The organism is Corynebacterium simulans, from assembly GCF_001586215.1.
Lineage (GTDB): Bacteria > Actinomycetota > Actinomycetes > Mycobacteriales > Mycobacteriaceae > Corynebacterium > Corynebacterium simulans.
Map to the genome: position 1 here is coordinate 1,364,504 of NZ_CP014634.1, position 26,778 is coordinate 1,391,281.

Consider the following 26,778-nt stretch of genomic DNA (forward strand, 5'->3'; position numbering starts at 1 on the left):
AGCGCTAGGTTAAAGAAACCTACGACGAAAACTTCGCTTGTATTCCGCTTTGCTAAGTCACCGAGATACACGAGAACCACCGATCTCGTAGACGGCGGAGGCATTTCTGGTTACTCGGGCATCGTGAGTAACCACTACCACCGGGATCTGGAACTGCTGAGCTAGCTCTAGAAATAGATCCATCACAGTCCTGGCAGCTTCATCGTCGAGGCTGGAAGTTGGTTCATCCGCAGCAATTAGTGAGGGGCGGTTAGCGAGTGCACACCCAATACTGATGCGCTGACGTTCGCCTCCTGAGAGAGAGCTCGGGTGACGGTCTTCATACGATCTCATGTTTAATCGTGTGAGAATTTCCCTCGCTGTAATGAAACTCTGCTTTCTCCCCCCTCTGGACATCTCAGCAATTAGCCGGATATTATCGCGGCAGGTCAAATCCTCTATTAGATGGTTCTCTTGATCTACCACGCCAATATTCTTGAGACGAAAGTCTCGGCGTTTTTGCTCAGGATACTTTGAGTAGTCCTTTCCTGAGAGTGAGATCGTTCCAGAGTCTGGTTGGTCGATTCCTATGATGCATCTAAGCAGGGTAGTCTTGCCACTTCCGGAAGGTCCAGTGATAGCAATTAATTCGCCCTGGCCAACGGAAAGGTTAACCTTATCTAGGATAGATTTCCCCGAAATGCTCCTGCTGATGTCGCTAACTTCTAGCATGTGTTCCGTACTCCTAAAATAAATAGTGTGTCGCCGATATCGGCGACACACTATTCCGTCTTTCTTTTACACGCAGACGCAGCGCAGATCGAGGAATCCCTCGCAGTAACCGCCGGCAGAGTTGTAGTTGTCTCGACAGTAAGCCGCACAGCGGCCTTCCGAAGGGCAGCCACAGCATTCTGCCGGAGCGGTGGTGGCGTGCAGGTTTAGGTTCCGGGCGGACTCAGTAGACTCAGTGCGAAGTGCGAATCCAGGCATCATTTCTCCTTCTTATCTGGAGCACAGCTGGTTTGCTATGCACTGTAGATGTTAGAGGAACTTGTTCGATCGCCAGGGCAAAAGAAGGAAACAGGATACAAAAGTCACCACCCCTTCGAGGGGTTGAAGAAAGAGCAAGAAAACGGGCTGGGCCGTCGAAGTAGCCGAGGATGCGCGTATAGACGAGTTGGACGGCATGGGGCCTGGCCCCCGGAAAGTGGACACGTCGGGGGTTAGCTATGCTGCTTTGGTCAGTGTAGCTGATGTGAGTGCTTCGAAGTCATCGGGAGCTAGAAGGTTGCACCACGAGTGTCGCCGGCGCGTGTTGTAGCGCATGCACCACCGGAAGACTTCCTGCCGGCAGATAATGGGATTGTCAAAGACTTTCCTATCACGCAAGACTTCCCGCTTTAAGGTGGCGTTAAAAGATTCTGCTAGGGCGTTATCCGCACTCGTTCCTACCGCGCCCATGGATTGGCGCACACCCAACGACGAGCAATAGCTCCTAAAGGCTTGTGAGGTGTACACGCTGCCGTGATCGGAATGGAATACAGTCCCGTCAAGACTGCCGCGCACGCCGTGTGCGTGGGCTATTGCATCGACGACCAGTGACACTCGCATGTGGTCTGCGAGCGCATAACCTGCAAGTTTCCGTGAATACGTGTCAATGACTGTGGCCAAATACATGTTCTTGCCACCCTTACAGGGCAGGTAGGTAATGTCGCCTACATAGACGCGGTTCGGCTCGTTGGCTGTGAATTTACGGCCTACTAAGTCCGGCATGACACGGTGGCCAGGCTTGCGCCTGGTAGTGACACATCGGCGGCGCTTGGTAAAGCCTTTAAGTCCCATGGATTTCATGATGCGTGCGACCTTCTTGTGATTTATCGGGCCGAAATCCGTATCACTGTTGAGGCTTGCAGCGATGCGTTTAGCGCCATAAAGCCCGTGCTCATCATCGAAGATGGTTGTAATTCTCGCACCAATAAGGGCATCGGAATACATCTTTAGCCTGCGCTTTTCACGGGTTTGGACCCATTTATAAAACGAGGAGCGATTGAGCTTTAAAACGTGGCACATCCGTGTGAGCCGAGTATTCGGTTTGGTGGTCATAGACAAACTGGAAGCGGATTACCAGCGTGTCTCTTCGGTAAAATATTTAGCAGCTTTACGTAGAATATCGCGTTCTTCGCGCAGCTTCGCGTTTTCTTTTTCCAGCTGGCGGATTCGCTCAGAATCAGTCGCCGCTTGGGCTTTATCATGCACGGCTTTAATGCGGGCACGTTTGCCGGTGCCGTACTTCTTGATCCAAGCATGCAGCGAGGCACGGTTGATACCGAGCTCTGCTGATGCTGCGTTCAGCGAGAGGTCCTCATTGTTTTCATAGAGGGCCACAGCATCGCGTTTGAACTGTTCGGAGTACCTGGACATGGTGGTAGATTACCTTTCTTCTCGCCAGATGCAGAAGTCCATTGCTCATGGCTTGTTGAGCTCGCACAAGATGTTTCTCCCAGTGATATAACCTTAGGACGCTTTTTCAACGGGTACTTCTTGAACTTGAGCGGTAGTGCTGTCGCCGCGCTCATGCATTCAAGGATCGGCCCTCAGAAACCCGTGCTTTCGGTTCCTCCTATTCCCCCAATCCCATCCATCCCTCCTATACCCCCTATCGAACCAGTGCAGTCCGTATGGCCAATCCCTTCATTGAAATAGTGCCGTTTCGGCGTAGTTGGTAGGGGCAATCCGCGTAGTTGGTCGGGGTTTTCCGGATAGATGGTAGGGCTCTCTGTTTTCGGTCATTGTATAGGTGGCGTTGGCACAACTTGTGCCGGCGCGTCATCACCTTTCATGACCTTAAGGAGGGCCTTTCATGGCCAACTTCAAAGACATCATGGCGATGTGTTTGGACGGGGGAAGCTATGCTGCCATCTCTGCGGCGTTGGGATGTTCCAACCGGGATATTGCCAAAACCAAGACACTGATTGCGGACCTGTGAGGTTACCCTCGTTTAGTGGACACCCTATTTGTACGGATCTTGTGTCCGTAAGAGAGGATGTTCATTGTGAGTCAACAGCGCAAGAAGTACACGCCGGAGTACCGGCGTGAAGCCGCGAACCTGGTAATCGAGTCAGAGCGACCGATCGCTCATGTGGCTAAGGAAATCGGTGTTTCCGCCGGGCTTTTGGGCCGGTGGGTCAAACTCGAACGTGAACGCCGAGGATCCTCCGATGGGATGAGCGAGGCTGACCTCCGAGCTGAGAATGCTCGTCTGCGCCGGGAGCTGGCAGAAGCCAAGATGGATAACGAGTTTTTGTCAAAAGCGACAGCCTTCTTCGCCGCGAAGCAACGCGAGCAGAAAAGTTCGAACTAATGCAGCAGGAGAAGGCGAACTACAGCATCAAGCGCATGGCACGACTATTAAAAGTATCTCGGTCTGGATACTACAAATGGGCCCATGCGCAGCAGAAACGACTATCCGGCGAAGATGATCGGGCAGCATTTTACGATGATGTTGACCGAAAGATTCATCAGATTTGGAAAGACTCCGATGAGGTTTATGGTGCTCCGCGGATCACCGCAGAGCTTGCCGAGCGCTACCAGATCACCTTGAATCGCAAGACTGTGGCTAAACGGATGCGCATGATGGGCATTGAAGGGATTTCACCGCGTGCCTTTGTCCCGGTGACAACGATTCAAGCCAAGCGTAAGTCAACTCTTCCTGACCTGGTCAAGCGCATGTTTGATACTGGTCAGCTCAACCGAGTGTGGATGTCAGATATTACCTACCTGCGCACCGGTGAGGGCTGGTTGTACTTGTGCGCGGTCCGCGATGGTCATTCCCGCAGGGTACTGGGCTGGGCTATGGATAGCGTTCAAGACACACACCTGGTTGAACGGGCCCTGCGGATGGCGCATACGCTACGCGGTGATGTTCCTGATGGGCTGGTGTTTCACGCTGACCGCGGAACGCAATTTACCAGTGAGAAGCTCTGGGAGGTCTGCCGCAACCTGGGCATTGCCCAGTCTGTGGGGCGTACTGGTGTGTGCTTCGATAACGCGATGGCTGAGTCGTTCTGGTCGACGCTAAAGACTGAATTCTATGACCGGCAGCGCTGGGCGACCCGTGATGCTGCACGCAAGGCCGTTGCCTACTGGATTGAAGTCGTCTACAACCGCCGACGCCGGCACTCTGCACTCGGGATGGTCAGCCCCGTCGACTTCGAAAACCACATTGGTCTAACCACCAGTAGAAAAGAAATAGCTGCCTAACCACTAGGTAGCTCCACTACGTGTCCACGATTTGCGGGCAACCCCACCTGAGCATCACCAAGGAGTCGTTTGCTCAGCTGGATCCATCATTCTTCGACGAGCACTTCAGCGACCATCGCGGGGCCCGTCGCAAGCGCTACGACCAGCCAGACTTCGAAAAGCTCGCCAAGCGACTAGCCAATAACAAGCACTTGACCCGCCACAAGCTCTGGCTGGACTACGTTGCTGCACCTGTCGGTGAAGGCGAGTCGAAGTATCAGTACTCCCAGTTTTGCGAACGCCTGCGCACCCACATCCGCACCACTGGAATGACCTCGATTATCGAACACGAGCCAGGCCAGGAACTCTATGTCGACTGAGCCGGCGACAAGGTTTCCATCATTGACAAGGCCATCGGTGAAGTCGGCATGAAAGCCAGCTTATTCGTGGCCATCTGCCCCTATTCTTCACTGTTGTTTGTGACAGCAACAGCTAACGAGAAGATGGACAACTGGATTTCCTGCCATGTGAAAGCCTTAGACTACCTCGGTAAATGCCCTGGCATCATCGTTCCTGACAACGCACCGACCGCGACTTATCGGCCGGTGAAGAACAAGCCCGGCCGGCGCATTCAACAACGCTACGCGGACTTCGCCGACTACTACGACATCCTGCTCGTACCGGCCCGACCTGGAAAACCTCGGGATAAGGCCGCTGTGGAACGCGCCGTCCAACTCGTCTACTCGCGCATCCTCGGCTACTTCGATGGGATCACCTTCTACAGTCTTGATGAACTCAATGAGGCTATCGCCCAGCGCGTCGACGACATCAACATGAATATGCCTAGGCCCGATGGGATAACCCGTAAAGAGTTGTTTGATGCTGATGAAGCGCCCATGATGCGTGACTTACCAGATACCCCGTTTACGGAAGTGTCCTGGCGAAACGTCAAAGTCGACCGTAACTGGCACATCTGCTGCGACTACCAGTACTACTCAGTGCCGTTCCAATACATCGGCAAAACCCTGCGGGCACGGCTGACCAACAGCCTGGTGAGCATCTTCGACGGCGACGACCTAGTCGCAGAGCACTCACGTATGCACGGGTTCAAGTACCGCTATTGCACTGACCCAGCCCATACCCCGGATAAGGACATTGCCGGGGTCAAACCTCTTACCCGTGACGAGCTGCTTGCTCGAGCATCATCATTTGGGCCGGCAACGGCCAAGGTCGTCTCCTCAATTTTGGAACGCAACGCCAAAGCCGTACCCCGCGGGCTACACACTGCCCGCAACGTGCTCGTCAAGCTGGGCAACAAGCACAACAAGACCACGCTTGAGCCTGCCTGCCAGCAAGTCATTGACCATAGCCTGGCACCCAACATGCAGGTCATCGCGCGGATTCAGGCCGACATCGCCCGCAACGGTCACACCCTCAACCAAACGCCAGCCGTCCAGGCCGATCACGCCCAGTCGCGCATTGTGGATATCACCGCAATCCCTGATGCAGTATTCCTGCGCCCAGCCAGCCACTACGACATCCCGAAGAAGGAGGCCTAGACCATCATGACCACCATCAACCTTGACGATGACATCCGAGCTACACTGCGTAAACTGCGTCTTTCCACCTTCGCTGATATCTTTTTCGACCTAGTCGCCGCCGATGACGCCAACACCGCTCTACCGGAGGAAATCTTCCTCAAAGCCGTGGAAGAAACCGCGGCCAAGCGCCGGCAAACCAACATCGCAAAAGCCATCACCCAGGCGAAATTCCGCTATCCGGGAGCAACACTCGCCGAGCTGATCAACCCAGATGAACGAGGGTTGAATCTACGCCAGCTCAAACGACTAGCCGCAACACCCTGGCGCGACGAACCTTCCAATGTGCACGTCCTAGCGCCCACCGGTGCGGGTAAAACCTACATCGCCTGCGCTATCGGTATTGCTGCTTGCCAGGCTGAATACAGTGTCGCGTACTACCGGCTGGATCAGCTCGTCGATGAATTAGGGGCCTTCCTGCCAGCAGATGAACGCTATGTAGCTAAAATGCGCAAGCTACAAAACATTGATGTACTCATCCTCGATGATTTCCTGACCATAGGAATCAACCAGCGCGGACAAGAAGACCTAACCAAGATCATATTCGACCGCGACGGCAGACTGCCGACCATCATCGTCTCCCAGACAACCGCCGCCTACTGGGTGAAGAAACTACCCGACCCCATCGGCGCGGACTCACTGGTCAGCAGACTCAATGCCGGACAGCGCATCGAACTCGGCGACTACGACATGCGCCAACACCTGGCAAGCGCCACATATGGCGCCAACGAGTAGTCGATCGGATTAGAAGCCCGGCCGCTGGCCCCAACAGGGCCAGCGGCCCGGCCCTACCACCTAGTCGGAATCCAGCCCTACCACCGTTCCGCAACACCCCTACCAACAAGCCGCTCTCAGCAGAAATAGTCCTCTACCAAATGGGAAGACTTTATACCGGCATAGTTGGCACTTCACCGAATCATCGAAATTAGCCTCTGTTAGGCTCAGCCGGAGCTTCACCAGTCCTAAGAGGCTCTCGCACATGAAGACACTCTGAACCTCCGAAACCTTTACTCCACCACCCCGCGAGTGAAGCGAAAGCCCTCGTTACTTACTTTTCTCCAATCACAAGACTCTCGACGGCTCTTAGATAGTTGGTGCACCTCTTGCCGTTTCAGCAGAGATGTTACGACGGCATCCCGATGCCCATCTTTGGTCTCTACGATTCAATATTTGTGGTCCCACTATGTCGTTTCACAAGTTCACTAGCTAGATCAGCAGTAATTTGCACCGCTTCTGGGGGATCGGTGATCCAGATGTGGTCCCCAAACTGAAGCAATTGCCTTACCCCCTGAATATCCCCATATCCCACCACGATACGGACAAAGTTTTCATCCACGGGTTCATGGTGGATAAGCCGTGATCTCAAAACAGAACCGACCCCATCAGGCCCCACCTAGAGAGAATTTCAACGCAGTCTTGATTCAGAATCCAACTTTTCCACTTTTGACCTGTTGAACCTGCGGAACAGGTTTCAACTTAATACTATTTATTCCTGCATGTTTGCAGATTCCATGTGGTTAAAATTGACTTGTTTTCTTTCTTGCCTTTGGTCGTTTAACTCACCGGAGACTCTTGTGTTCGTAGCACCTTGCATGAAGGTTACATCTCCCATGAACTGTTGGACCAACACTTCCGTCCTCATTCTCCCTCGTTTCAGATCATCGGTCGAAGTTTCTTCAGGAGAAAGCATCTCGGGAGAAATCTTTTCTAGCTCCAGTGATAGCTTGAGAGCTTCGGTACGAGTCCTAGAAAGCACCTGGCTAAACTGCAGCTTTGAATATTGAACCATCGCTCTTTCTAAGACCATCATCGAGAAACCGGACGCTTGACCTTCCTCGAAAAGCTGAGCATACATAGCTACCCATTTCTTTGGAAGCTCAATTGAGGGCACCGCTTCGGCATTGACTATCATTTCAAGTTCCGAAATCGAGGCTCCTACAGCAGTCATCTCATCGCTATCAAAGCTAAGACTTTGCGGGAGATCGGAGGGAGACAAAATTGTCTGCTTCTGATAACCACCCATGCCTACGTAGAACATCTTGATGCAGTACGAGACATCTTGTCGATAGTTCGGTACTTCACTATCTTTCGGATAACCATTTAATTCATTTAGAACCCAAGCTCGCAATGTGTCCGCTCCGGCACGATAACTAAACGTTGAGGTTACCCTCGTTTAGTGGACACCCTATTTGTACGGATCTTGTGTCCGTAAGAGAGGATGTTCATTGTGAGTCAACAGCGCAAGAAGTACACGCCGGAGTACCGGCGTGAAGCCGCGAACCTGGTAATCGAGTCAGAGCGACCGATCGCTCATGTGGCTAAGGAAATCGGTGTTTCCGCCGGGCTTTTGGGCCGGTGGGTCAAACTCGAACGTGAACGCCGAGGATCCTCCGATGGGATGAGCGAGGCTGACCTCCGAGCTGAGAATGCTCGTCTGCGCCGGGAGCTGGCAGAAGCCAAGATGGATAACGAGTTTTTGTCAAAAGCGACAGCCTTCTTCGCCGCGAAGCAACGCGAGCAGAAAAGTTCGAACTAATGCAGCAGGAGAAGGCGAACTACAGCATCAAGCGCATGGCACGACTATTAAAAGTATCTCGGTCTGGATACTACAAATGGGCCCATGCGCAGCAGAAACGACTATCCGGCGAAGATGATCGGGCAGCATTTTACGATGATGTTGACCGAAAGATTCATCAGATTTGGAAAGACTCCGATGAGGTTTATGGTGCTCCGCGGATCACCGCAGAGCTTGCCGAGCGCTACCAGATCACCTTGAATCGCAAGACTGTGGCTAAACGGATGCGCATGATGGGCATTGAAGGGATTTCACCGCGTGCCTTTGTCCCGGTGACAACGATTCAAGCCAAGCGTAAGTCAACTCTTCCTGACCTGGTCAAGCGCATGTTTGATACTGGTCAGCTCAACCGAGTGTGGATGTCAGATATTACCTACCTGCGCACCGGTGAGGGCTGGTTGTACTTGTGCGCGGTCCGCGATGGTCATTCCCGCAGGGTACTGGGCTGGGCTATGGATAGCGTTCAAGACACACACCTGGTTGAACGGGCCCTGCGGATGGCGCATACGCTACGCGGTGATGTTCCTGATGGGCTGGTGTTTCACGCTGACCGCGGAACGCAATTTACCAGTGAGAAGCTCTGGGAGGTCTGCCGCAACCTGGGCATTGCCCAGTCTGTGGGGCGTACTGGTGTGTGCTTCGATAACGCGATGGCTGAGTCGTTCTGGTCGACGCTAAAGACTGAATTCTATGACCGGCAGCGCTGGGCGACCCGTGATGCTGCACGCAAGGCCGTTGCCTACTGGATTGAAGTCGTCTACAACCGCCGACGCCGGCACTCTGCACTCGGGATGGTCAGCCCCGTCGACTTCGAAAACCACATTGGTCTAACCACCAGTAGAAAAGAAATAGCTGCCTAACCACTAGGTAGCTCCACTACGTGTCCACGATTTGCGGGCAACCCCAACGTCAGTAATTGCCTTAACGATTGCGACAATGGTACCGATTCATCAGCGAGATCATCTATTAACTGTTGCAAGCTGCCCATGCGGACATCACTCCATCAATCTAGCCGTTTAGGAGCCAAATAGAGCTTGAGTCACTAAAGGGCCAATCGCGGCGCTAGCAGCCGGCGCAAGGACATTGTCAGCCATCCAAGCTCTCACAGTTTTCAACGCCCCTCTCTTTCCTTCTTTTTCACTTACGCTTTGAAGTTCTTCAGCTCGCCCAGTTTCACCATTCGCGTACAAGGCCAAGATTATCTCTCTAAGGAGCTCAGACTCATTGTTTTGGTTGACATTATTGCCATCTCCTTGAATGTTGATTGCACTGCCCAAATTGAAATTGACCTGACTATTCACAAAAGAACTCCTAGTTTGTGGACGACTGATTTCCTTGACGGAAATCCCGTGCTCTACTAAATCAATTCCCCTACGCTTCGCACGTACCGTTGAAATGTCCCCGGGAAAACTATCAAAAATTTCAATAAACTCTCGCTGGCCTAACCAATATAAATCCACTTGAAGGTCATCAATGTATTCACCCTCCAAATTTTCAGCACGTCGAAGCTCTGAGAATTGAACAACATCTACGCCAGAATTAACGACGACTTCTAGGATTTTGTCCCGCCGACTCCAAACATCCATGTAAATAAGATACCAATGGTTGCAAGCACTACCCAGGACAACAAATCGAAATTTAACAGGCGCAGGTGAGTACCATTCTATGCGCTCCTACAACCCATCGGAGAGCTTTAAACCGGATGTCAATTGAACAAAGTTTTGGCTGAAACGGGTATCAGTCGATATAACCTTGGCGGCTCAACAACTAAGTGAGCGCGAATTGCACATGCGGTAGAGCGAAAACAAGCTAGCCAGAATGACGGCAGGTCACTCGTCAAGTTGTTGTCAGTTGCATTCGATCCACGAAATCTGCTCACTGTGAAGACCGGATGTGACATAAATGTAGCCCGAGGCGAGGTAACCGCAAATATGTCATTCGACGGGCTTTTCGTTTCAGAGGAGGGAAAAATCAGATGGATCACCAAAACAAATACGCTCAGTGAGGCAAAGCTTCGAAGCGAACAGCTTCGCACATTGCTTCTGGAACGCGGTGCTCATGAACAAGTCTTGAGGCACTGACGCCCAGAACTTCTTCAGGAAGACTAATACGAAGCCGTTTTTGAAAGCATCAAGGGATTAGCCGAACGCTTACGTCTTATTACTGGGATGGACTTGGACGCAAGGAAGCTGGCCCAATCAGTCTTCGGTGGTGATAACCCGCGATTGAAGATCAATCAATTAAATAGCTCAACGGACAGGAACGAGCAAACAGGCACCCAACTTTTAGCTGAAGGGTTTTCTGCTTTTCGCACCCCTGCGGCCCTCGAAATCCAACTCAAGTGGCATATTAGCGAGCAAGACGCACTCGACATCATGGGTCTCGTTTCACTGATTCATCGTCGCGTCGACAACGCTGAACATCTTCAGAATCTAGGTATATAGAATCAATACCTGCCATATGCCGTAACATTTGCCTGCTAGAAAACCTCGCTTACAGAATTGCTTGAAAGCTGGGTTCTCTAGCGGTTACTAAGGGTTGTGTCCCGTGTCATACTGCGTCTACCACTTCGAGGTAGACACGTCGGGGTCAGGCCCACCTGCCCGTTGTGGCAACACTGGCTTACTGCGATTCGTGATTGGGAGGATCCACCAGACCTGTTGTTTCTTCAGTGCACCTAGATAGGCTGGTCGGGGGCTTGTTCCAGCGAGGCTGCGGTGCGTCTGGAATCTAACAATGCCAACTTGCGGCACCTCAGGTTATGTTTCATCTGACTTCTATTTAGCAATGGGTGTTGACGACCAGGAACGGAGGGGGCCGTCGTGGAGCCCTTGGAAAAACTGGTATTTTTCTAGCGGGATACGCGCAGGGGGATCGAAGTCGGGAGCTGCTGTTAACTCATTAGTGTGTGGGTCGACAACGCATGCTGGTGTTAGGCGGGCCAAATAGCCGTCCGCCCCATAGAAAGCGTCATCATATGGGGATACACCTAGTGGTGCAAGGATGGCTTCTATCTGATTCTCCCCAAACTGAGACCACATAATCTGCGCGTGTTCTTGTGTAAACGTTTCTTGCGGAAACTCAGTGACCTTTGGCAGGGAGTCAAAATCAAACCCGTAATCCTTAAAAGGTTCACTTTGATCCTCAAGGTACGACATGGAACGATGCAGCGTACCATCAGCTTTTAACTGTTTGTGGCTGCTAAAAGATCTGTAGAAGCAGCAATCAAATCGGCCTAAAGGGTCATCGGGTAATTCGGAGGGAAGCGCGCACATTATAAACTCTATTTCTCCGTAGCTTGCCCGATGGAAAAAGGCTACATCGTCGGTATCTACCCACGGCGTATGCTTAATTTCGACGTAGTAAGGAACTTGTGACTCAATTTCTTTCTTGCGCGCCAAAAGGTAGGCAAATTCATCAATCCACGGCATCTTTGGCGCTTTGGTAAAGCAGCAGGGGCTAAACACTGCAGTCCATTCTGACTCGGTGGGGACGAATACAAACTGCGTAATGTGATTTTGCGGCTTAAGTAGCTCTGCAAGCTGGTTCCTGCCAGCAGATACCTTGTTCGTATGAACCATACATTCGATTGTCTGGCTTTGAAGATAAAAATAAGGCTTTGTATACCGACTTTCTATTCCTGATGCCCACTGCTGAAATTCTTCAACCACGGTAGATAGTGGAAACCGAAGAAGCGCCACAGCATGGGATACCGGTGCTATGGAATGGGTGTAGAAATACTTCGTCATTGTCTTTAGTTCCCTTCGTGTTCGCGGACCCAGGTGTGTTCACGACGTTCAAATAAAGCGCATGGCCCGTACTTTTTAGGCAAAGGGTATCCACTATTGATAAGTGTTGCACGCCCGGTGAGGAACTGTCTGTTGAAGGGATCGAGCCCAAAAAGCTGTGCACACTCGAAGAGATCATCGGTAGTAAACCGCTTGCGTAGTGGACCCTTTTTGGTTTTGAGTCTTTCCAGTCCGGGAAAGGCGAAGTCTTCGCCGTCAGGCCAGTCGGTAAAAGCCTGGAACCGGGTTTCTCCTTCCCCAATACCTACAATAAAAGTGTCGTATCCTCGGATTTCAGCGGCAGGGGCGCGTTTGCCGATAGCGGCATCCATATCGTAGGTGCCGATGATGAGGGACTTGCTGCCTGAGCGGTAATTCCACCCTTTGACGATTTTGCGTTCATCTGGCTCATCCACGATACGTAGCTGTGTCATACCGGGAACAAAAGGAATAGAACCATTATACCTAACGGTTGCGAAAAAATCGTAATTGTTGCTCGAGTCATCGCAGATAAACCACACCCAATCAGGATTCGTGGTTTCCAAAACTGCTGCCCAACGACGAGGAAACTGCGGATCGTGCACCCCAAGACGCAGCGCATGAGGAAGATCATCGACGGTAGTATCAATGTCCACATACTGCTGCGACCAGTAACTATTAGCTGTTTCTAAAGGCGTGTGGAAAACACGTGACCGTGCGGCAGCCTCAACCGCATAATCAAAAGGCAGCTTCAAAAATAACTGATCATAAGAATACGGGGCTAACAGATAATCAATATCTCGCCGCAGGTACACACTCATCTTTAAATCCCTTCCCTGAGCGAAGCGACATAGTTGTCTACTCCGTCTCGATTAGCTTTGATGACTTTCCAAAGTTCAGAGGACTCATCAAGCTTGTCTAGTGTAAGCAGCCTAAAAACCGCATCCGGATTCGTATCCAACTGCTGCTGTGCATGGTGCGGCGCCCTAGACGCAGGTGGCCGGTCGAACTCAATTTTAATTGACACACCATCCTCGTGGACAATACTAAGATCGGGTCGTCCACGGCTTGTTGTCTTTAGTGCCTTTTACCGCGTTTCTGAGTCAGAAAAGTAGTCAGAATCGCGTCTAAACTGTTCGTAGTAGCTTTTATTTCCTCTTGACCTGGGCTGGATGGTATGGGCTACCTAACAAGGTTCAGATCCTTGCCCGCATTACGAGCACAACGACCTTAGCCATATACCGCAGTACAAAGCGGGAAACTGGAACCGTCATCAAAGTTGGTGTGCGTTCTAACTACTTGCCGTTAAAGTATGCCGCTGCCGCTTCGTTCGCTAACACCTAAGGATTACTTTTCACTAGGCAAGGAACGACGTTTCAAGAAAGTCCTCAAGACTCCAATATTCAGGATCAAACCACGCAACGCCTTCGTCGACTTCGAGTGCGACTAATTGGTCAGGCAATAAGATGAGGAAATCATTTATCTCGGTGCGGATTCCTTGGCGTTGTAGCTCTTTTGCGACTCGTTCAGTGCTCTCCTGCGCGGTCTCAGCGGGGCGACGATTAAGGTCAACACCATAGAAAGTATCCGTGATTGGCACCTCCATGTACTTCATTTCAACGGTGACGCACTTACCGTCCTCCACACAGCACACAATCTTGCGGCCAGGATCACCAGGCTCTAGTGTTTCGATATCGACCCAGCCTTCAAACTGTTCCTCATACGTATCGGCAGTCAGCTCAGAGTCGTAGCATGCTTTAGTGGCTTGGTTCACCGTCATACCGGGTTTTACGGGCAAGGGACAGGTACGTTCAAGATTCATTGTCTCGATACGCTTTCTTCTTCGTCGGTTGTTTAGTACGTCAAGGCCTTCGGTCAGGCTATCGCCAATTCACACGGCGCATTCGCGTGATTGAAATTGACTAGCTACCCCCAGTAAATAGCCACAACTTTGCCGAATTGGTATGACAAAGCAATTGTCCCATTGTCGTGCGGAATGGTTATGCCGTCACGGTCGTGTTCAAATTCAATCCCCACATCTTTTAGGGCTTTTACAAACTTTCGACTCGACAATGACAGTGGGATATCAAGGAAGCTATCTGTCTCCCGCGCGTTTAAGATTTTTATTGAGGTAATCAATCCGTCGTTTTCAAAGCCCTTAATGTCGTAGTCGATTCCCCCGATCTCACATTTGCCAAAAATTTGGCCCGTGCTGCCTATCCCGAGATAAGAAATATCCAGGTATCGGTAATCAGACAGAAGATTTTCATAGTATGAAACAGGTACAGACCGCTGCAACGGTTCAGGGACCTCAAAAGTAAATTTCATTTTCTATGGCTTCCTTAGAGAAGGGGGACTCACAACACAAGATGCTACCTACCTGTTAGAACACGCTGGCAGAGTTTAAGCCCATATGGTGAAAGCCACAGGGCAAAGAAGCCGCCCCTTCTCAGCACAAAGAAAATGAGCCGCGTGCCGCTAGCGGCCTCCGGTTCTCAGCTAAAGCCACTAGACACTCACCACTAATCCAAGAGCTATTGCCCCACTAGAAAAAGAGTTCCTGGGAGGTCACCACCGCACCTAGGGACTCTCACCGCAATTCTCCACGCTGCTTACGGAGTATATCTTGTGCTTTGCGCAGCGCAGTCTCGTTCGATTTCGTTAACTTGGAGGAAGCCTTCAGTGCGTCAAAGAACTCTTCTGATTCAGCCCATCGCGCCAATTCTTCATACGAAAATTCGGAGGCTTCGTCTTTTCTATTTATAGCCACTTCACCTGTGCTTTCGTCAACCCATACACAATGTGTTCAAACATGCTACTTGGGTTAAGGGTTAAAAGAACCGAGTTTAGTAGGAAAATACTCTGTTGAGGGTTGAGGGACAGACCCTTTTGACCCCTAACCCTCTGTTGGCACCATCGAAATAAAAACTCGAAAGGCGAGAGCGGGAGCTAGGATGTAAATCCCCACGCTTACAATCCTCGACCACTAAAGTTCAGAAAAAGAAAGAAACCGAAGGTCACGAACCCTTTCGAGTTTGTTACCTCCGGTGTCACAGTTTGTACAACTGCTCAGCGTGTGATGTTCACGATGGCAGCTCAACATGGCTTTTCAAAAAGCGTATCCCGTACTGCGGATTTGAATTCTCCCGAGAATTAACTACACCCACACCCCACCCTTGTTGGCACAAATACAGCCTTAAAATCACCGTCTCACCGGTCGGCGACAGCGTATAACACAAAGAGGTGACATGAAAAATGCCCACCTCGAAAAGTCCAGGTGAGCATTAGAACATACGTTTAAGATTATTTCCCAGACAATTAAGTCCGGGGCGGCACCTTGGCCAGGTCTCGGCCAGTGTCCTCACGGACCATGCGGAGTCGTCGTGTCATCGAGTCCTGACCTGCGGTTTTCCGCTCAAATTGCTCTTGAATTGCCAGGTTCGTCGAGGCCACCCACAGCGCGAGCGTGATGTAGAGCATCGGCTCACGCCTCACACCGCGCTTGAAAGATTCCATGCCAGTAACGTGCGGGGACTTCATGATTGAAAACCGCTGCTCAGTAATGGCGCGAGCTGCTTCATAATAAGTCGCATGCTCCCAGGAACCGGGAACAAGCCCCCACTGCGCGCGTCTCCACTGCTCAGGGGTAAACGTGTGGGTGATACTCGACTTTGCACAGCATTTATAGTGATCTGCACTCCAGCTGGGTGAAATTTCTGGTGCCTCCTCGGGTGATTGAGTCATGGACGCCGGTTTGAGTGGGCATCGCACTCGCCCCTGTACGGCGGGGCAGACCAAATCGATTTTCACCGGCTTCTCTGAATTTTCTTCCTGCTTACGAGGGCGGCCACGGCCTTGACGCGCACGATAAGGCCGTGAATTAGTCCCCATGATCAGTGGGAATAAGGATTCGAGTCGAGCATCGTGGCGTTCAAAACCGTCGTCCTCTCCAAGTAGTTCCATCGTGCGTCGAACTATTTTGCCGTCGCCTGCGATCGCACGCGCGGCAGGGCAATAAAACTCACCGGCGACTTGCAGTGGTCCACTGGCAGGTTCGTCCCCTGCAGCGCTGTCAGATGCGAAAACAGTACGCCAGGATTTGGGATAGCGAACAACGGGAGCATAGCCTGCGGCAAGAAGCTCGTCGTTAAAGTGCCTTTTGACGTTGTAGCCCATGTCGACGGTTAGCAATGGCAAACGGCCACGCGTAATGCGCTGGTCAAAACCATTTTCTTGATGAAAACGAATAGCACGCGCCAGACCCTGCACCGAACCTGAGCTGGGTTTATCGATTGAAATTCCTGTGATCACCGGGGCGACCGAGTAGACCGCTTTTGGTGGTCCGACGCGGCATACCGCAGTAATGCCAACGGCTACCCCGCCTTTGGTACTACGCCGGGTACCCAGCTCGGCGTGCAGGGAGTGGTCTTCGCGATCGCGGATGTAGTATGCACCCGAGTATGCCGCGCCGCGGTGTTTCGTATCGCGGCTGCCTAGCCCCATTGACTGGCCTGCCAGGTCAATAATAGTCTCGTCGGCGACGATATCGCCTCGATACCCCTTGGGGGCCTGCTCATGGATTGAGCCTGCCACCAGCGAGTTTACAACCTGATGGAGCCTTTCAGATGCCATCTCGGAGGCTTGCTCTTGCTCCGGAGAACGCGCAGCAATCATTCGACGATGATCCCCATTTTTCACACGGCGCGCAGGGGCATCTGGCAGTGAATCCAGTGGTTCAAGCCGCCGTGTTAGCCACATGGCAAAAGCGCGATACGAGCCCTCGCCGCAAGAAAGATCTAGGTCGAGCCGCTCCTGTTGGGCGGGGTCTAGCGTCCATAGAGTGCGCCAGATCTCCGCCATCGAAGGCACACGCCGAATCCCAATCAAAGCCAAACCCACGGTGAGCACCCCCAGCATTGAGTATTTCGGGCCGGTGGATCTCCGTCCGCCCACGCCACGGTCCTGGTGAAAATAGAATTCGATCATCCGGTGCGCACCAGATTTTTCAATCACAGCCGCGCAGCTGTCCATATAGTCCGGAGAGATCATCACCCTCTGCTCCTGCACTGCAACTGTCATTAGAGGTCCTCCCCTTTACAGTGCAGCAAAGCTCTTGCCCCATCCTCCGGCGAAAACTGCGGCAGATCCGCTTCCAAATCGTGCAAAACCCGCAGGTCAGCAATGCCTGCCATTTTCATCAGCATCGCAGCCGGCACCCCCGGGTCAGAGGCCAGCTTTACCACCCAACGGTTCCGCAGCGCCGCTGCATTAAATCCGGGAAAACCCTGCTCAACGAGCTCTTCTGCCACATGACAAATTGCATTTCGAGGCATGGAATCCCCCACAATAGGAAAAACGAAACCGCTGCCGACCTCGCGTGCCCGTGTCAAAAGGCGATGCCCTCGAACCGGGCATACCACCGGGACCACGCGAGAGATAACTCCTCTTTTTCTCACAGCGATTTGCACTACCGTGCGTTCTGCCAGCTCAAGAGGGGAAATATCGCTGCCCCGCAGATGACGGATCTCCTGAGACGACAGCCCCGCGCCCGTAGTCAGATCTAAGATCGTCAGCAGTTGCGCGCGCAGCATCGGTCGCAGGCTCGGAGCAATCGCATACAACTCATCTTCCAGTGATGTTTTCGCAGCTGGGACCGCTTTGCGTCGCGGTCCTCGTTGACGATGAGGCTCAGGGAATTCATGAGGGTACAGCGTCCGGCCTGCAGCATAGAGGATCGTCCGGTATGTGCGCTGTGACCTGCGAGAAAAGACGTCATCCCGGAACAGCCATTTATCCACTGCAGGTCGTGTCAGCGCTCGTTCTTCGTCAACCGAGCCGAAAACGATCGCCTCATCGTAGAGGTATCGCGCTACAACGCGGGCCGCCTTGACATCAGCGACCTCATCTATAGCTCGGGTGTGCGCTTGGACAAGGGCTGCACGGTCTATGGCGTCACTCCGCAGTGGTCCCGCTGGGCGCTGGATTCCGATCTCCCTCAGTCGCAGATAGCGATCTGTATCAGGCAACGTGCGTCGAGTAAGGCGGCGCACCCTCGACGGGGATGCCTGACCAATCACCGACACAGCAGGAATACTGCTACGCTTTGATTCCTCGACGACCACTGGTGCTGCTGCAAGAGCCGTGAATCTACCCACGCGCGCTCACCGCCCTCATGCTTGAGGCGTTGGACCGGGTGACACTGTTGCTAAATATTTTGAGGCATGACAAGATAGGCGTATCTCCATTCATGTAACTTGCAGTGAATTGATTGGATTCTTTCGCTCAACGTTTTGCAGAACGTCGGCGACCACAGGGCGCGATCTTGCAGGATCGGGCCCTGATTATGTTTCGGATTTGTCCGATAATTGCGATTAGGTCACAGGCGCACCCCCACGATCCCCATGTAAGAGCCCTGCCTCAGAAAGCCACTGTGTCATCACATGCGACATGGAACACCCACGCTCCGCCGATTCAGCAGAAAGCTTCGCCACGATAGGCGCAGATAAGCGTAATTCGACGCGCACAATCGCGTCGTCAGGCACTACCCGACTGACCTTACGGCCAAAATGCGCCGACGGGATTTCCATCGAGCCTCCTTCACACAGCTACCAACACGTGGCACGGATGTGCCACGAAAACACAGGCAAAAGCCTGCGCCAGCCGAAAAAACTCCGGCTAGTAGTGACATTGAAGTCACGTCAAATCAGTAGCCCTGTGTGGGCTGTGTCTTTACACGTCAAAGCGCGATCCGCATTGGGCCTTTGTAGATTGCCGAATCAATGGGCCTTTGTAGATTACCGGCTCCAACCGGCACATAACAAATCACTCAACGACTTTTGCATTTGCTCAGACTTTCAACACACGGCGATCCCAGTCAGAATTCGAGTTTCGGCCCGCGATCTATCCAGCCGGCAACCCGCCGTCAGAAAATCAAATCCGCAACCAAGGCTTCAATCATCGCAACGTCAAATGTTTGGCTTACAAAAATTACAGCAACATGTCGAATCGGAATCCCAGGTATCCAGCGGATGCAAATGACTAAAGGAATCGCGCGCTTCCTGTTAAACGATGCGGATATACTGAGATGCTAATCAATCTCGACCGATAGAGTGAAGCCCACTCAGGTCGTAAATATCCACCAACCTGGCATGTAATGCCACGGGAGTAATCGGAAGAAGCGAATCATTGGACGAACCGTTAACAACACTCACGGTTAAACTCGATCACTTCACACCCCAAGGAACGCCGATGGTGCGTTTACCAAATGGGGTGCTATTAGCCGGGGATCAAGAGATCAAGAGATTGAGCCCTAAGGTAGGCGACATCCTCGTGTATTCCTCGGGCTGGGAAATCGCATCCGACCACAGCTGGGAAGTTAAGGCCCAAATTGGGGTTATCGAACAAAAGGCCGGCCCCGACGAAGTTCTTATAAAGACTTCGGACGGGTATGCCCAGAAGTTGGTGCATAGAAATACTCGATGGAGTATGGGAGATTACGCCCTCTTCAATGAGAGCTCTTCGATTTTGAAAGTGATCCCACAAGAAGCAGCGCGAAAAAGCACTACCGAGGATGAAGACAGCGCCTCGAAGTTTCGTATTGACCTAGACCCCGAGAGATTTCATTGGGACTATTTTGTCGGCTCGCACGAGATACTGTCCGACGCAAAACGAATAGTAGAGTTGTACACCACGCCCGAGGGACGAGATTTTATCTCACAGATGAAGGTTGATCCTGTACACGGGATCCTTTTCGCAGGTCCACCGGGAACCGGGAAGACCTTTTTAGCTCAAATAATGGCAGCCCAGTCCAAGTCCGCCTTCTATTTGGTTACAACCGCGTCTCTAGGTGGTCAACTGGTAGGGCAAAGTGAAGAACGACTTGAAGCAATATACGAGGACGCAGCTAAACAAGAAATGTCGATCATTTTTGTTGATGAGATTGATGTTTTAACTAAAGACCGTTCGAATGCGTATGAACACGGTTCCCGTCTCGTTAATGTATTTCTCACGAACATGGACGGAGTAGGTGCACCTGAAAATGTCCTAACTATCGGGGCAACCAACCGTATTTCCGACATTGACCGCGCGCTGCGCCGACCCGGGAGGTTTGACCGCGAAGTATATTTTCGTCTACCGAATCAAATGGACCGTCTTGAGATTCTAAAGTCTCGCACGCCAACGCTAGCCAACGATATTGATTTCGATAAAATTTCGTCACAAACCGAAGGATGGACTGCCGCAGAACTACGGTCGATTCTCCAGTACTCAGGAGAGTTAGCTGTCATCGAAGGTCGTTCAAGAATATATAATGATCACTTTCTTTTGGGATTTGAAAAAGCAACTACCGCGCGAAATGCTCGAAAGGGCGAAGAAAAGTGAATATTAAGAGTTGGTTCCGAAACTATAGGAAGAAGCACGAAAGCTTCCGTCGCTCACGGATTCTAAGGAAAATCGAGCGGCTTTCCCGTAAAGCGTCACCGCTGGGCGACATAAGACAGTTCCTCTATCTCGATGAATTGGCTCTTCGTAGCTTGTATATCTCCCGGTTCGGTCCTGAGGATGCCCAAACGACCCTTACTCAGACGAGAACAAAGGACTTAGGATTAACACTCGGAGGCGGTGCATCCATTTCTCGCGTCAATGATCAGACCTCGAATGGCACATCATCTATCAGCTTCCGATCTGGAAAAAGCAAAACCCTACAGATCGAACAAGTCTCTTCAGAACAGTCTCTTTTCAGAGATTTTGTGTCGAGAGAATCCTATGCCGGAAAAGAAAGTCAAATCTGGGACGGCGTGCCGCAATCCAACAGTCAACCAGAGTTACCGCCTGGTGGACTAAAACGCGGCCAACTAATTCAGGTCAGAATACGCCTAGAAGCCCATTCAATCTATGCCTATAGCACCATTGCTAACGCGCTTGTCGAAACCTCGGCCAATACTCCAGCGCTCGGATTTTCCCAGGACGACACCCTTATCCAGGCCGCCCAACTAATTCAGCAAATGCTAATCGGCCAAATTCCAATAAACTCGGAGCTCGTTGATGGGCCCGACCCCCGGAAAGTGGACACATCGGGGGCTGGCTATGCTGCTGTGGTCAGTATAGCCGAAGTCTCGGCTTCAAAGACATCAGGAGCTACGAGATTGCACCAGGAGTGCCGCCGGCGCGTGTTGTAGCGCATGCACCACCGGAAGACCTCTTGACGACAGCTAATTGGGTTGTTAAAGACTTTCCGATCACGCAGTACTTCCCGCTTTAAGGTGGCGTTAAAGGATTCTGCCAGGGCATTATCGGCACTCGTTCCAACCGCGCCCATGGACTGGCGCACACCTAACGACGAGCAGTAGTTCCTAAAGGCTTGTGAGGTGTACACGCTGCCGTGATCGGAATGGAAAATAGTCCCATCAAGACTGCCGCGCACGCCGTGTGCGTGGGCTAGAGCATCGATAACTAGTGAGACCCGCATGTGGTCTGCGAGTGCATAACCTGCAAGTTTACGTGAATACGTGTCAATGACTGTGGCAAGGTACATGTTTTTGCCTCCCCTACACGGCAGGTAAGTAATGTCACCGACATACACACGATTTGGCTCGCCAGCTGTGAACTTGCGGCCTACTAGATCTGGCATGACACGGTGACCAGGCTTACGCCTGGTAGTAATGCATCGACGCCGTTTGCTAAAGCCTTTTAACCCCATGGATTTCATGATGCGTGCAACTTTCTTGTGATTGATCGGGGTATACGTCGTGTCCTCCTTGAGGCTTGCGGCGATGCGTTTAGCGCCATAAAGCCCGTGCTCATCATCGAAGATGGTTGTAATTCTCGCACCAATAAGGGCATCGGAATACATCTTTAGCCTGCGCTTTTCACGGGTTTGGACCCATTTATAAAACGAGGAGCGATTGAGCTTTAAAACGTGGCACATCCGTGTGAGCCGAGTATTCGGTTTGGTGGTCATAGACAAACTGGAAGCGGATTACCAGTGAGTCTCTTCGGTAAAATATTTCGCGGCCTTACGCAGGATGTCGCGTTCTTCGCGCAGCTTAGAGACTTCTTTTTCCAGCTGACGGATTCGCGCAGAATCATTCGCCGCTTGGGCTTGATCGTGCACGGCCTTCGTGCGGGCACGTTTGCCAGTGCCGTACTTTTTGACCCAAGAATGTAGCGAGGCACGGTTGATACCGAGCTCAGCTGATGCTGAGTTCAGCGAGAGATCCTCGTTGTTCTCATAGAGGGCTACGGCATCGCGTTTGAACTGTTCGGAGTACCTGGACATGGTGGTAGATTACCTTTCTTCCCAGCTCGACTGGGCTGGATATCAGGTGTCCACCACATGGGGGTCAGGTCCGATTGGGACTGGGACAAAAAATCTAGCACACTCATCCGTCGCGCTGATGGCACGGCAAACAGTCCTATCCGCTTAGTCGGTCTTACCCAACTCGACAACTATTGGGGAGATGTTCGAAGCTTCCTTTTCGACCAATCCGAGTGCATTGCCCTGGTTCGAATTAGCCAAGATACCCCCTCAACTAGCTGGTCTCCCCTCAAGCTCTTCGATGCTGCTAGGGGATTGCCTAGCTTCGACGGCTTTGATACAAAAATCGCCGAGTTGAATTCCATATTAAGCAGCAAGCAGAAAGCAGAAACACCGGTTTCAAATGCAGCGGAAAGAACCCTCAGCCATTACCTACAAATCAGAACCGACAATGAGGAACTCAAGGTTCAACTAGAGCCACAAGTGAATGAGATAGCTCAAATGGTACCCGATGGTTCTCAACGTCAACTTAATGATGCATTTGACCAAGTTGATTTTTTACTTTCGTCGCAGGGAAGCACAGAAACCACTCCCGATGAGATCGGAAGCTTGCGAAGCAAGGCAATTAGATTAGAGCAAGGAACCGGAGCGCCACTCAAGAGCGAGGAGAACGTCTTACGCGCACCGAACGATGATTCAGATCTCTATTTGGTAGGCGATATCATCGCTCTGTACTGGTAAAGCGTATCTAGTCCGTAGTGACTATTTCACCGTCATTCGCAAGAGAGGGATCGGAAGCTTTGCGTATGAGGGCTACTTCCTCAATCACGACAGAGAGCGCGCAGCGCGCTCCCCACACGTGAGAAAATCAAGCCTTCCTTTACGGCGGAGCAACAGTCTGACAAAAGCGTCATCTACAAGACACAGACAACACAATCCCAACCGGAGCCGTTGCAGGAACAATAGGTCTGTCACCTGGTGTTGTTGCAAAGTTGGGGCAGTAGGAAGAGTGACGTGATGTAATCACAGCCATGGGTATTTTCTCCGGTTGTCATTTCCCCCGTGACATTATTCTGTGGGCAGTGGGTGGTACTGCCGCTACGGGGTGAGCTACCGCGCTCTGGAGGAAATGATGACCGAGCGGGGCGTGCCAGTCGATCACACCACGATCTACCGCTGGGTCCAGAAATACGCGCCTGAGCTGGACAAGCAAACACGGTGGTACCGGCAGGTACCTGACTGGCAGGCCAGTTCTTGGCGGGTGGATGAGACCTATATCCGGGTCGGCGGCAGGTGGTGCTGTCTCTATCGGGCGATTACCGCCGGTGGCCAGACCTTGGACTTTTACCTCTCTTCGAAGCAGAACGTGGCTGCAGCGAAGTGTTTCCTGGCCAAGGCCGTCAGATCCAATGCGTCAGCCGGGTATCCCAGAGTGATCAACACCGATTAAACACCCTCCCTAGCCAGGGCAATCGCCGAGTTGAAGTCAGAGGGAATCTGCCCGGCAACAGTGGAACACCGGTAGGTGAAATACCTCAACAACATCCTGGAAGGCGACCATGGTCGGCTGAATCGGATCCTCGGGCCGAAAGGCGCGTTTAAGAACCGGACATCTGCATATCGGACGTTGAAAGGGATGGAGGCGATGCACTCATTGCGGAAAGGGCAAGGCGCGATGTTTGCCTACGGGCAACCGAACCCGGACGCGGTGATCGTCAACCAGGTCTTCAAGAGGGCCTAACAACGCCCACACGCAGCGGCCATCAGGGAATGAGAAACTGAGTCTTCGCTGCTCTCCGCCCAACTTTGCAACAACACCTCTTTGTCCTCTACTTTGCCTGACGTATAGGACATGGCGTGGCAGCTTTCGAACTAAAAGACGATTACGGGTGGAGAGGGGAAAATGTTCCCGAACTGCCGGAAAATATCCATAATTGGAATGGCGGTGAAACTGACCCTGGGCTAACAGATTTCAACCATCCCGAGAGGATGTGGACCCTACGCTAAAGGAGGGAGTTGATCTTCTCCCACAGGGTCTTTTCGAGTTCACCCTCAATAGCGATGAGCTCTTTGTGGAGTTCCTTAAGGGCATCGTCTCTCCAGGTAAGAGTCTTAAAAGGGGCGGCGTCCTTCTTGGGTTCCCTTTTCACGGTAATGCGATCACCGGACTGGATGGCATCCACAGGCGACCCAAGTAACTCATATGCTTCGGTATCCGTTATCTCGCTGTGGAAGCCATGTGCTACTTCATTGCGGAGATCAATTGCAGTTTTCAGCCGATCCAAGAGGGACTCGGGAACATGGGGCTTCAGGCTCTCCTGCAGTTGAGTTCCTGAGCGTGTCCATGCTTTATCAATTGGCGAATCAAATGGGCCAGACTTTGAGACTGCAATGATCTGCCCCGCGACGTGTTCTGTCGCAGCTGCCTGAGAGATCACTAGGCCAATTTGGCGTAAATTCTGGTCGTTCAGCATTTCTGAGCTGCCCCGGTATTTTTCTAAATCTGTTTGGTGGATGATTTTTTCGGATATCGCTTTTAGTATTTGTTTTGCTTGCTTGCGCTTGTTTGGGTCTTGGCCGAACTGGTCAGCGCATAAGTAGAAGAGAGCTTTTAACGCATCTGTATCATCAGGCAAGTTTTGGGAAAATTCGTTTCCGCTCATGAAACGCGCCCTTCTGTCATCAACGATGGAAAAATATGTCAAAACCTTGTCGGATTAGTTAACCTCATTGTCTAGCTGTTCGCGACATGAATGTTCACTCGGTCCCCCTAGCTGTACTGACCGGAGACGTTGATTGAGACGGCTCACAGCAGGGATCAGATTGACAGCCTGTAACTACTGGTATGTACAATCGAGTCATGGACACAAGAAGTCGACTCTTAGATGCCACCCAGGAACTGCTGTGGGAGCGGGGTTACGCCGCGACCAGCCCGAAGGACATCCTGAGCCGGGCCAACGCCGGGCAGGGCAGCATGTACCACCACTTCTCCGGCAAGCAGGACCTTGCGGTAGCGGCGCTGGAGGCCAGCGCGACAGCCATGCGGCAGGATGCTGAAGCGCTGCTCCATGGAGACGGAACGGCCACGGAGCGGCTCGTCGCCTACCTGGGACGTCAGCGCGACTCCCTCATGGGGTGCCGCATGGGGCGCATGACCTACGACGCGGACGTGCTCGCGACGCCTAAGCTGCTCACGCCGGTCTCCGAGACCCTCGCCTGGCTTGTCCAGACGATCAAGTTGGTCATCGACGAGGGGATCGTCAACGGTGAGTTCCCGCGCCACACCGATGCCCACCGGCTCGCCTCCATGGTAGTAGCCACTGTTCAGGGCGGCTATGTCCTGGCGCGTGCGCAGCAGGATCCTGCCGAGTTCGACGCCGCCGTTCAGGGTGCGACCGTGCTCTTGTGTGCGTGGAGTCAACGATGAGCACGGTGCCTGTGCACTTCACAGGCACCGTCAACGCCACGACGTTGGCGACACCCACGCCCCAGTCTCCTCTGGCTGTCTACGCCGTCACGTTCACCGCTGGCGCGCACACCCACTGGCACACCCATCCCAAGGGACAAGGCCTCTACGTCACGGACGGCGTTGCCCTGGTGCACATCGAAGGACAGACGGCCAAGCACCTGACCAAGGGGGAATCCATCTGGATCGACGCCGGCCGGCGGCACTGGCATGGCGCTGCACCTGGGCAGCCGATGACCCACGTCGCCTACCAGCAAGCCGCCGACGACCTGTCGACCATCGATTGGCACAAACCCGTCACCCCCACGACCTACGCCCAGGCAACCAAGGAGAACCACTGATGTACGCCATGCAGTATCAGATCACCCTGCCCACCGACTACAGCATGCAGATCATTCGCGACCGCGTCACCCAGACCGGGCACTTCATGGACGGCTACCCCGGGCTGCAGTTCAAGGCCTACCTCACCCAGGAGAAGACCAAGGGCGCACCGCGCAACGCCTACGCCCCCTTCTATATCTGGCGCGACATCGATGGGATGCGGCAGTTCTGTTGGGGCGAGCCCGGCTACTCGGCCATCGTGCGCGACTTCGGCCGCCACTCGATCCAGGACTGGACCGTCCACCAGCTCGTCGACGGGCCCGCGGACTACTCCGCTGCCCGCAGCTTGACCGTCAAGACCGCGCACCTGCCAACCAACGCTGCACCGTCCCAGTGCATCGACGACATCACCGCTGAGTTCCTCGCTACGACCACAGACTCCACCGTGGCCCGCGTCACCGCCGTCGACGTCACCACCTGGAACGCCATCCTCGTCGAACTCAGCACCCACGAAGCCGACCAGAGTTCAACAGGTGTCACCGCCTACGAGGTGCTCCACGTCTCCACTACTGCCTGAC

Annotated in this window: 23 protein-coding genes and 4 pseudogenes; 15 read left to right on the plus strand and 12 right to left on the minus strand. The window is 52.6% G+C overall.

Features of this window, described 5'->3' with window-relative positions:
- Nucleotides 1–57: 57 nt before the first annotated feature.
- On the minus strand, nt 58–711 hold the full coding sequence (locus WM42_RS06435; RefSeq protein WP_062036393.1) for an ABC transporter ATP-binding protein: 654 nt from the start codon (nt 709–711) through the stop codon (nt 58–60).
- Between the two features lie 495 nt (nt 712–1,206).
- Nucleotides 1,207–2,400: pseudogene (locus tag WM42_RS06440) on the minus strand (IS3 family transposase).
- Between the two features lie 153 nt (nt 2,401–2,553).
- Here WM42_RS06440 and WM42_RS13845 point away from each other — a divergent pair.
- The 6 genes from WM42_RS13845 to WM42_RS06470 all read left to right on the plus strand — a co-directional run bounded on the left by WM42_RS13845 (nt 2,554) and on the right by WM42_RS06470 (nt 6,551).
- A complete protein-coding gene (locus tag WM42_RS13845) occupies nt 2,554–2,682 on the plus strand; it encodes a hypothetical protein (RefSeq protein ID WP_432416270.1) in 129 nt (42 codons plus the stop codon).
- 157 nt (nt 2,683–2,839) lie between these two features.
- A complete protein-coding gene (locus tag WM42_RS13755; RefSeq protein ID WP_256366453.1) occupies nt 2,840–2,965 on the plus strand; it encodes a hypothetical protein in 126 nt (41 codons plus the stop codon).
- Nucleotides 2,966–3,022: 57 nt separating this feature from the next.
- Nucleotides 3,023–4,239 (plus strand): IS3 family transposase gene (locus WM42_RS06455; RefSeq protein ID WP_115021451.1). Its coding sequence is split into 2 segments (ribosomal slippage): nt 3,023–3,284 and nt 3,284–4,239, totalling 1,218 coding nucleotides; the frame shifts between segments, so codons are not numbered across the junction.
- A gap of 20 nt (nt 4,240–4,259) precedes the next feature.
- A complete protein-coding gene (locus WM42_RS06460) occupies nt 4,260–4,598 on the plus strand; it encodes a hypothetical protein (RefSeq protein WP_062036397.1) in 339 nt (112 codons plus the stop codon).
- Nucleotides 4,599–4,646: 48 nt separating this feature from the next.
- Nucleotides 4,647–5,777 (plus strand): Mu transposase domain-containing protein, encoded by a 1,131-nt coding sequence (locus WM42_RS06465; RefSeq protein WP_062036399.1) that lies wholly within the window; start codon nt 4,647–4,649, stop codon nt 5,775–5,777.
- A 6-nt stretch (nt 5,778–5,783) separates the two neighbouring features.
- Complete coding sequence (locus tag WM42_RS06470; protein WP_062034988.1) at nt 5,784–6,551, plus strand: ATP-binding protein; 768 nt, start codon at nt 5,784–5,786, stop codon at nt 6,549–6,551.
- A 751-nt stretch (nt 6,552–7,302) separates the two neighbouring features.
- Here the strand turns inward: WM42_RS06470 and WM42_RS06475 are convergent.
- The gene (locus tag WM42_RS06475; RefSeq protein ID WP_158510265.1) at nt 7,303–7,944 is read right to left on the minus strand and encodes an AbiTii domain-containing protein; all 642 of its coding nucleotides are present in this window, start codon (nt 7,942–7,944) and stop codon (nt 7,303–7,305) included.
- Nucleotides 7,945–8,034: 90 nt separating this feature from the next.
- Between WM42_RS06475 and WM42_RS06485 the strand changes: the two genes are divergently transcribed.
- A protein-coding gene (locus WM42_RS06485) for an IS3 family transposase (protein WP_115021451.1) occupies nt 8,035–9,251 on the plus strand; the annotation gives its coding sequence in 2 pieces (ribosomal slippage) (nt 8,035–8,296 and nt 8,296–9,251; 1,218 coding nt in all).
- 156 nt (nt 9,252–9,407) lie between these two features.
- On the opposite strand, the gene WM42_RS06490 is transcribed toward WM42_RS06485, so the two are convergent.
- Nucleotides 9,408–9,977 carry a hypothetical protein gene (locus tag WM42_RS06490; protein WP_062036403.1) on the minus strand — a complete coding sequence of 190 codons (570 nt, stop codon included), beginning with the start codon at nt 9,975–9,977 and terminating at the stop codon, nt 9,408–9,410.
- 537 nt (nt 9,978–10,514) lie between these two features.
- On the opposite strand from WM42_RS06490, the pseudogene WM42_RS06495 reads away from it, so the two are divergent.
- Nucleotides 10,515–10,835: pseudogene (locus WM42_RS06495) on the plus strand (TIGR02391 family protein); the annotation flags it as partial.
- A 333-nt stretch (nt 10,836–11,168) separates the two neighbouring features.
- Here WM42_RS06495 and WM42_RS13660 read toward each other — a convergent pair.
- The 6 genes from WM42_RS13660 to WM42_RS13665 form a co-directional block, all read right to left on the minus strand.
- Nucleotides 11,169–12,140: a hypothetical protein gene (locus WM42_RS13660; protein WP_235591220.1), complete on the minus strand. Its 972-nt coding sequence runs from the start codon at nt 12,138–12,140 to the stop codon at nt 11,169–11,171.
- A gap of 5 nt (nt 12,141–12,145) precedes the next feature.
- Nucleotides 12,146–12,979: a hypothetical protein gene (locus tag WM42_RS06505; protein WP_062036407.1), complete on the minus strand. Its 834-nt coding sequence runs from the start codon at nt 12,977–12,979 to the stop codon at nt 12,146–12,148.
- A 536-nt stretch (nt 12,980–13,515) separates the two neighbouring features.
- On the minus strand, nt 13,516–13,980 hold the full coding sequence (locus WM42_RS06515; RefSeq protein WP_062036411.1) for a hypothetical protein: 465 nt from the start codon (nt 13,978–13,980) through the stop codon (nt 13,516–13,518).
- Between the two features lie 104 nt (nt 13,981–14,084).
- Entirely contained in the window at nt 14,085–14,486 is a 402-nt protein-coding gene (locus tag WM42_RS06520) for a hypothetical protein (protein WP_062036413.1), read from the minus strand.
- Nucleotides 14,487–15,476: 990 nt separating this feature from the next.
- Nucleotides 15,477–17,237, minus strand: a complete 1,761-nt coding sequence (locus tag WM42_RS06525; protein WP_235591221.1) for a hypothetical protein — start codon at nt 17,235–17,237, stop codon at nt 15,477–15,479.
- Nucleotides 17,237–17,749, minus strand: coding sequence for a hypothetical protein (locus tag WM42_RS13665; RefSeq protein WP_235591222.1), 513 nt, complete (start codon nt 17,747–17,749; stop codon nt 17,237–17,239). The genes WM42_RS06525 and WM42_RS13665 overlap by 1 nt, the downstream gene beginning before the upstream one ends.
- A 1,594-nt stretch (nt 17,750–19,343) precedes the next feature.
- On the opposite strand from WM42_RS13665, the gene WM42_RS06540 reads away from it, so the two are divergent.
- Together WM42_RS06540 and WM42_RS13850 are read left to right on the plus strand one after the other, a co-directional pair.
- Complete coding sequence (locus WM42_RS06540; RefSeq protein WP_143339260.1) at nt 19,344–20,537, plus strand: ATP-binding protein; 1,194 nt, start codon at nt 19,344–19,346, stop codon at nt 20,535–20,537.
- A complete protein-coding gene (locus tag WM42_RS13850; protein WP_432416262.1) occupies nt 20,534–21,334 on the plus strand; it encodes a DUF6414 family protein in 801 nt (266 codons plus the stop codon). The genes WM42_RS06540 and WM42_RS13850 overlap by 4 nt, the downstream gene beginning before the upstream one ends.
- On the opposite strand, the pseudogene WM42_RS06545 reads toward WM42_RS13850, so the two are convergent.
- Nucleotides 21,241–22,434, minus strand: a pseudogene (locus tag WM42_RS06545) (IS3 family transposase). The gene WM42_RS13850 and the pseudogene WM42_RS06545 sit on opposite strands and share 94 nt — an antisense overlap.
- A 57-nt stretch (nt 22,435–22,491) precedes the next feature.
- Here WM42_RS06545 and WM42_RS06555 point away from each other — a divergent pair.
- Nucleotides 22,492–23,154, plus strand: a complete 663-nt coding sequence (locus tag WM42_RS06555) for a DUF6414 family protein (RefSeq protein ID WP_062036428.1) — start codon at nt 22,492–22,494, stop codon at nt 23,152–23,154.
- Nucleotides 23,155–23,444: 290 nt separating this feature from the next.
- Nucleotides 23,445–24,154: pseudogene (locus WM42_RS06560) on the plus strand (IS6 family transposase).
- A 262-nt stretch (nt 24,155–24,416) separates the two neighbouring features.
- Here the strand turns inward: WM42_RS06560 and WM42_RS06565 are convergent.
- Nucleotides 24,417–25,076, minus strand: coding sequence for a hypothetical protein (locus WM42_RS06565; protein WP_062036429.1), 660 nt, complete (start codon nt 25,074–25,076; stop codon nt 24,417–24,419).
- Nucleotides 25,077–25,273: 197 nt separating this feature from the next.
- Here WM42_RS06565 and WM42_RS06570 point away from each other — a divergent pair, with 197 nt between their 5' ends.
- The 3 genes from WM42_RS06570 to WM42_RS06580 are packed head-to-tail and all read left to right on the plus strand — an operon-like array spanning nt 25,274 to nt 26,777.
- Nucleotides 25,274–25,840, plus strand: coding sequence for a TetR/AcrR family transcriptional regulator (locus WM42_RS06570; RefSeq protein WP_201057339.1), 567 nt, complete (start codon nt 25,274–25,276; stop codon nt 25,838–25,840).
- Complete coding sequence (locus WM42_RS06575; RefSeq protein ID WP_201057341.1) at nt 25,819–26,220, plus strand: cupin domain-containing protein; 402 nt, start codon at nt 25,819–25,821, stop codon at nt 26,218–26,220. Before WM42_RS06570 ends, WM42_RS06575 begins: the two co-directional genes overlap by 22 nt.
- On the plus strand, nt 26,220–26,777 hold the full coding sequence (locus WM42_RS06580) for a DUF4865 family protein (protein ID WP_049146591.1): 558 nt from the start codon (nt 26,220–26,222) through the stop codon (nt 26,775–26,777). The genes WM42_RS06575 and WM42_RS06580 overlap by 1 nt, the downstream gene beginning before the upstream one ends.
- Nucleotide 26,778 lies beyond the last annotated feature (1 nt).

Coding starts and splice junctions, on each gene's coding strand:
- WM42_RS06490 (WP_062036403.1), bottom strand. CDS start 9,977: ATGGATGTTTGGAGTCGGCGGGACAAAATCCTAGAAGTCGTCGTTAAT.
- WM42_RS13665 (WP_235591222.1), bottom strand. CDS start 17,749: ATGCTGCGCGCGCAACTGCTGACGATCTTAGATCTGACTACGGGCGCG.
- WM42_RS06580 (WP_049146591.1), top strand. CDS start 26,220: ATGTACGCCATGCAGTATCAGATCACCCTGCCCACCGACTACAGCATG.
- WM42_RS06515 (WP_062036411.1), bottom strand. CDS start 13,980: ATGAATCTTGAACGTACCTGTCCCTTGCCCGTAAAACCCGGTATGACG.
- WM42_RS06555 (WP_062036428.1), top strand. CDS start 22,492: ATGGGGGTCAGGTCCGATTGGGACTGGGACAAAAAATCTAGCACACTC.
- WM42_RS06505 (WP_062036407.1), bottom strand. CDS start 12,979: ATGAGTGTGTACCTGCGGCGAGATATTGATTATCTGTTAGCCCCGTAT.
- WM42_RS06565 (WP_062036429.1), bottom strand. CDS start 25,076: ATGAGCGGAAACGAATTTTCCCAAAACTTGCCTGATGATACAGATGCG.
- WM42_RS13845 (WP_432416270.1), top strand. CDS start 2,554: ATGCATTCAAGGATCGGCCCTCAGAAACCCGTGCTTTCGGTTCCTCCT.
- WM42_RS13755 (WP_256366453.1), top strand. CDS start 2,840: ATGGCCAACTTCAAAGACATCATGGCGATGTGTTTGGACGGGGGAAGC.
- WM42_RS06435 (WP_062036393.1), bottom strand. CDS start 711: ATGCTAGAAGTTAGCGACATCAGCAGGAGCATTTCGGGGAAATCTATC.
- WM42_RS06520 (WP_062036413.1), bottom strand. CDS start 14,486: ATGAAATTTACTTTTGAGGTCCCTGAACCGTTGCAGCGGTCTGTACCT.
- WM42_RS06570 (WP_201057339.1), top strand. CDS start 25,274: ATGGACACAAGAAGTCGACTCTTAGATGCCACCCAGGAACTGCTGTGG.
- WM42_RS13660 (WP_235591220.1), bottom strand. CDS start 12,140: ATGACGAAGTATTTCTACACCCATTCCATAGCACCGGTATCCCATGCT.
- WM42_RS06525 (WP_235591221.1), bottom strand. CDS start 17,237: ATGACAGTTGCAGTGCAGGAGCAGAGGGTGATGATCTCTCCGGACTAT.
- WM42_RS06470 (WP_062034988.1), top strand. CDS start 5,784: ATGACCACCATCAACCTTGACGATGACATCCGAGCTACACTGCGTAAA.
- WM42_RS06465 (WP_062036399.1), top strand. CDS start 4,647: ATGAAAGCCAGCTTATTCGTGGCCATCTGCCCCTATTCTTCACTGTTG.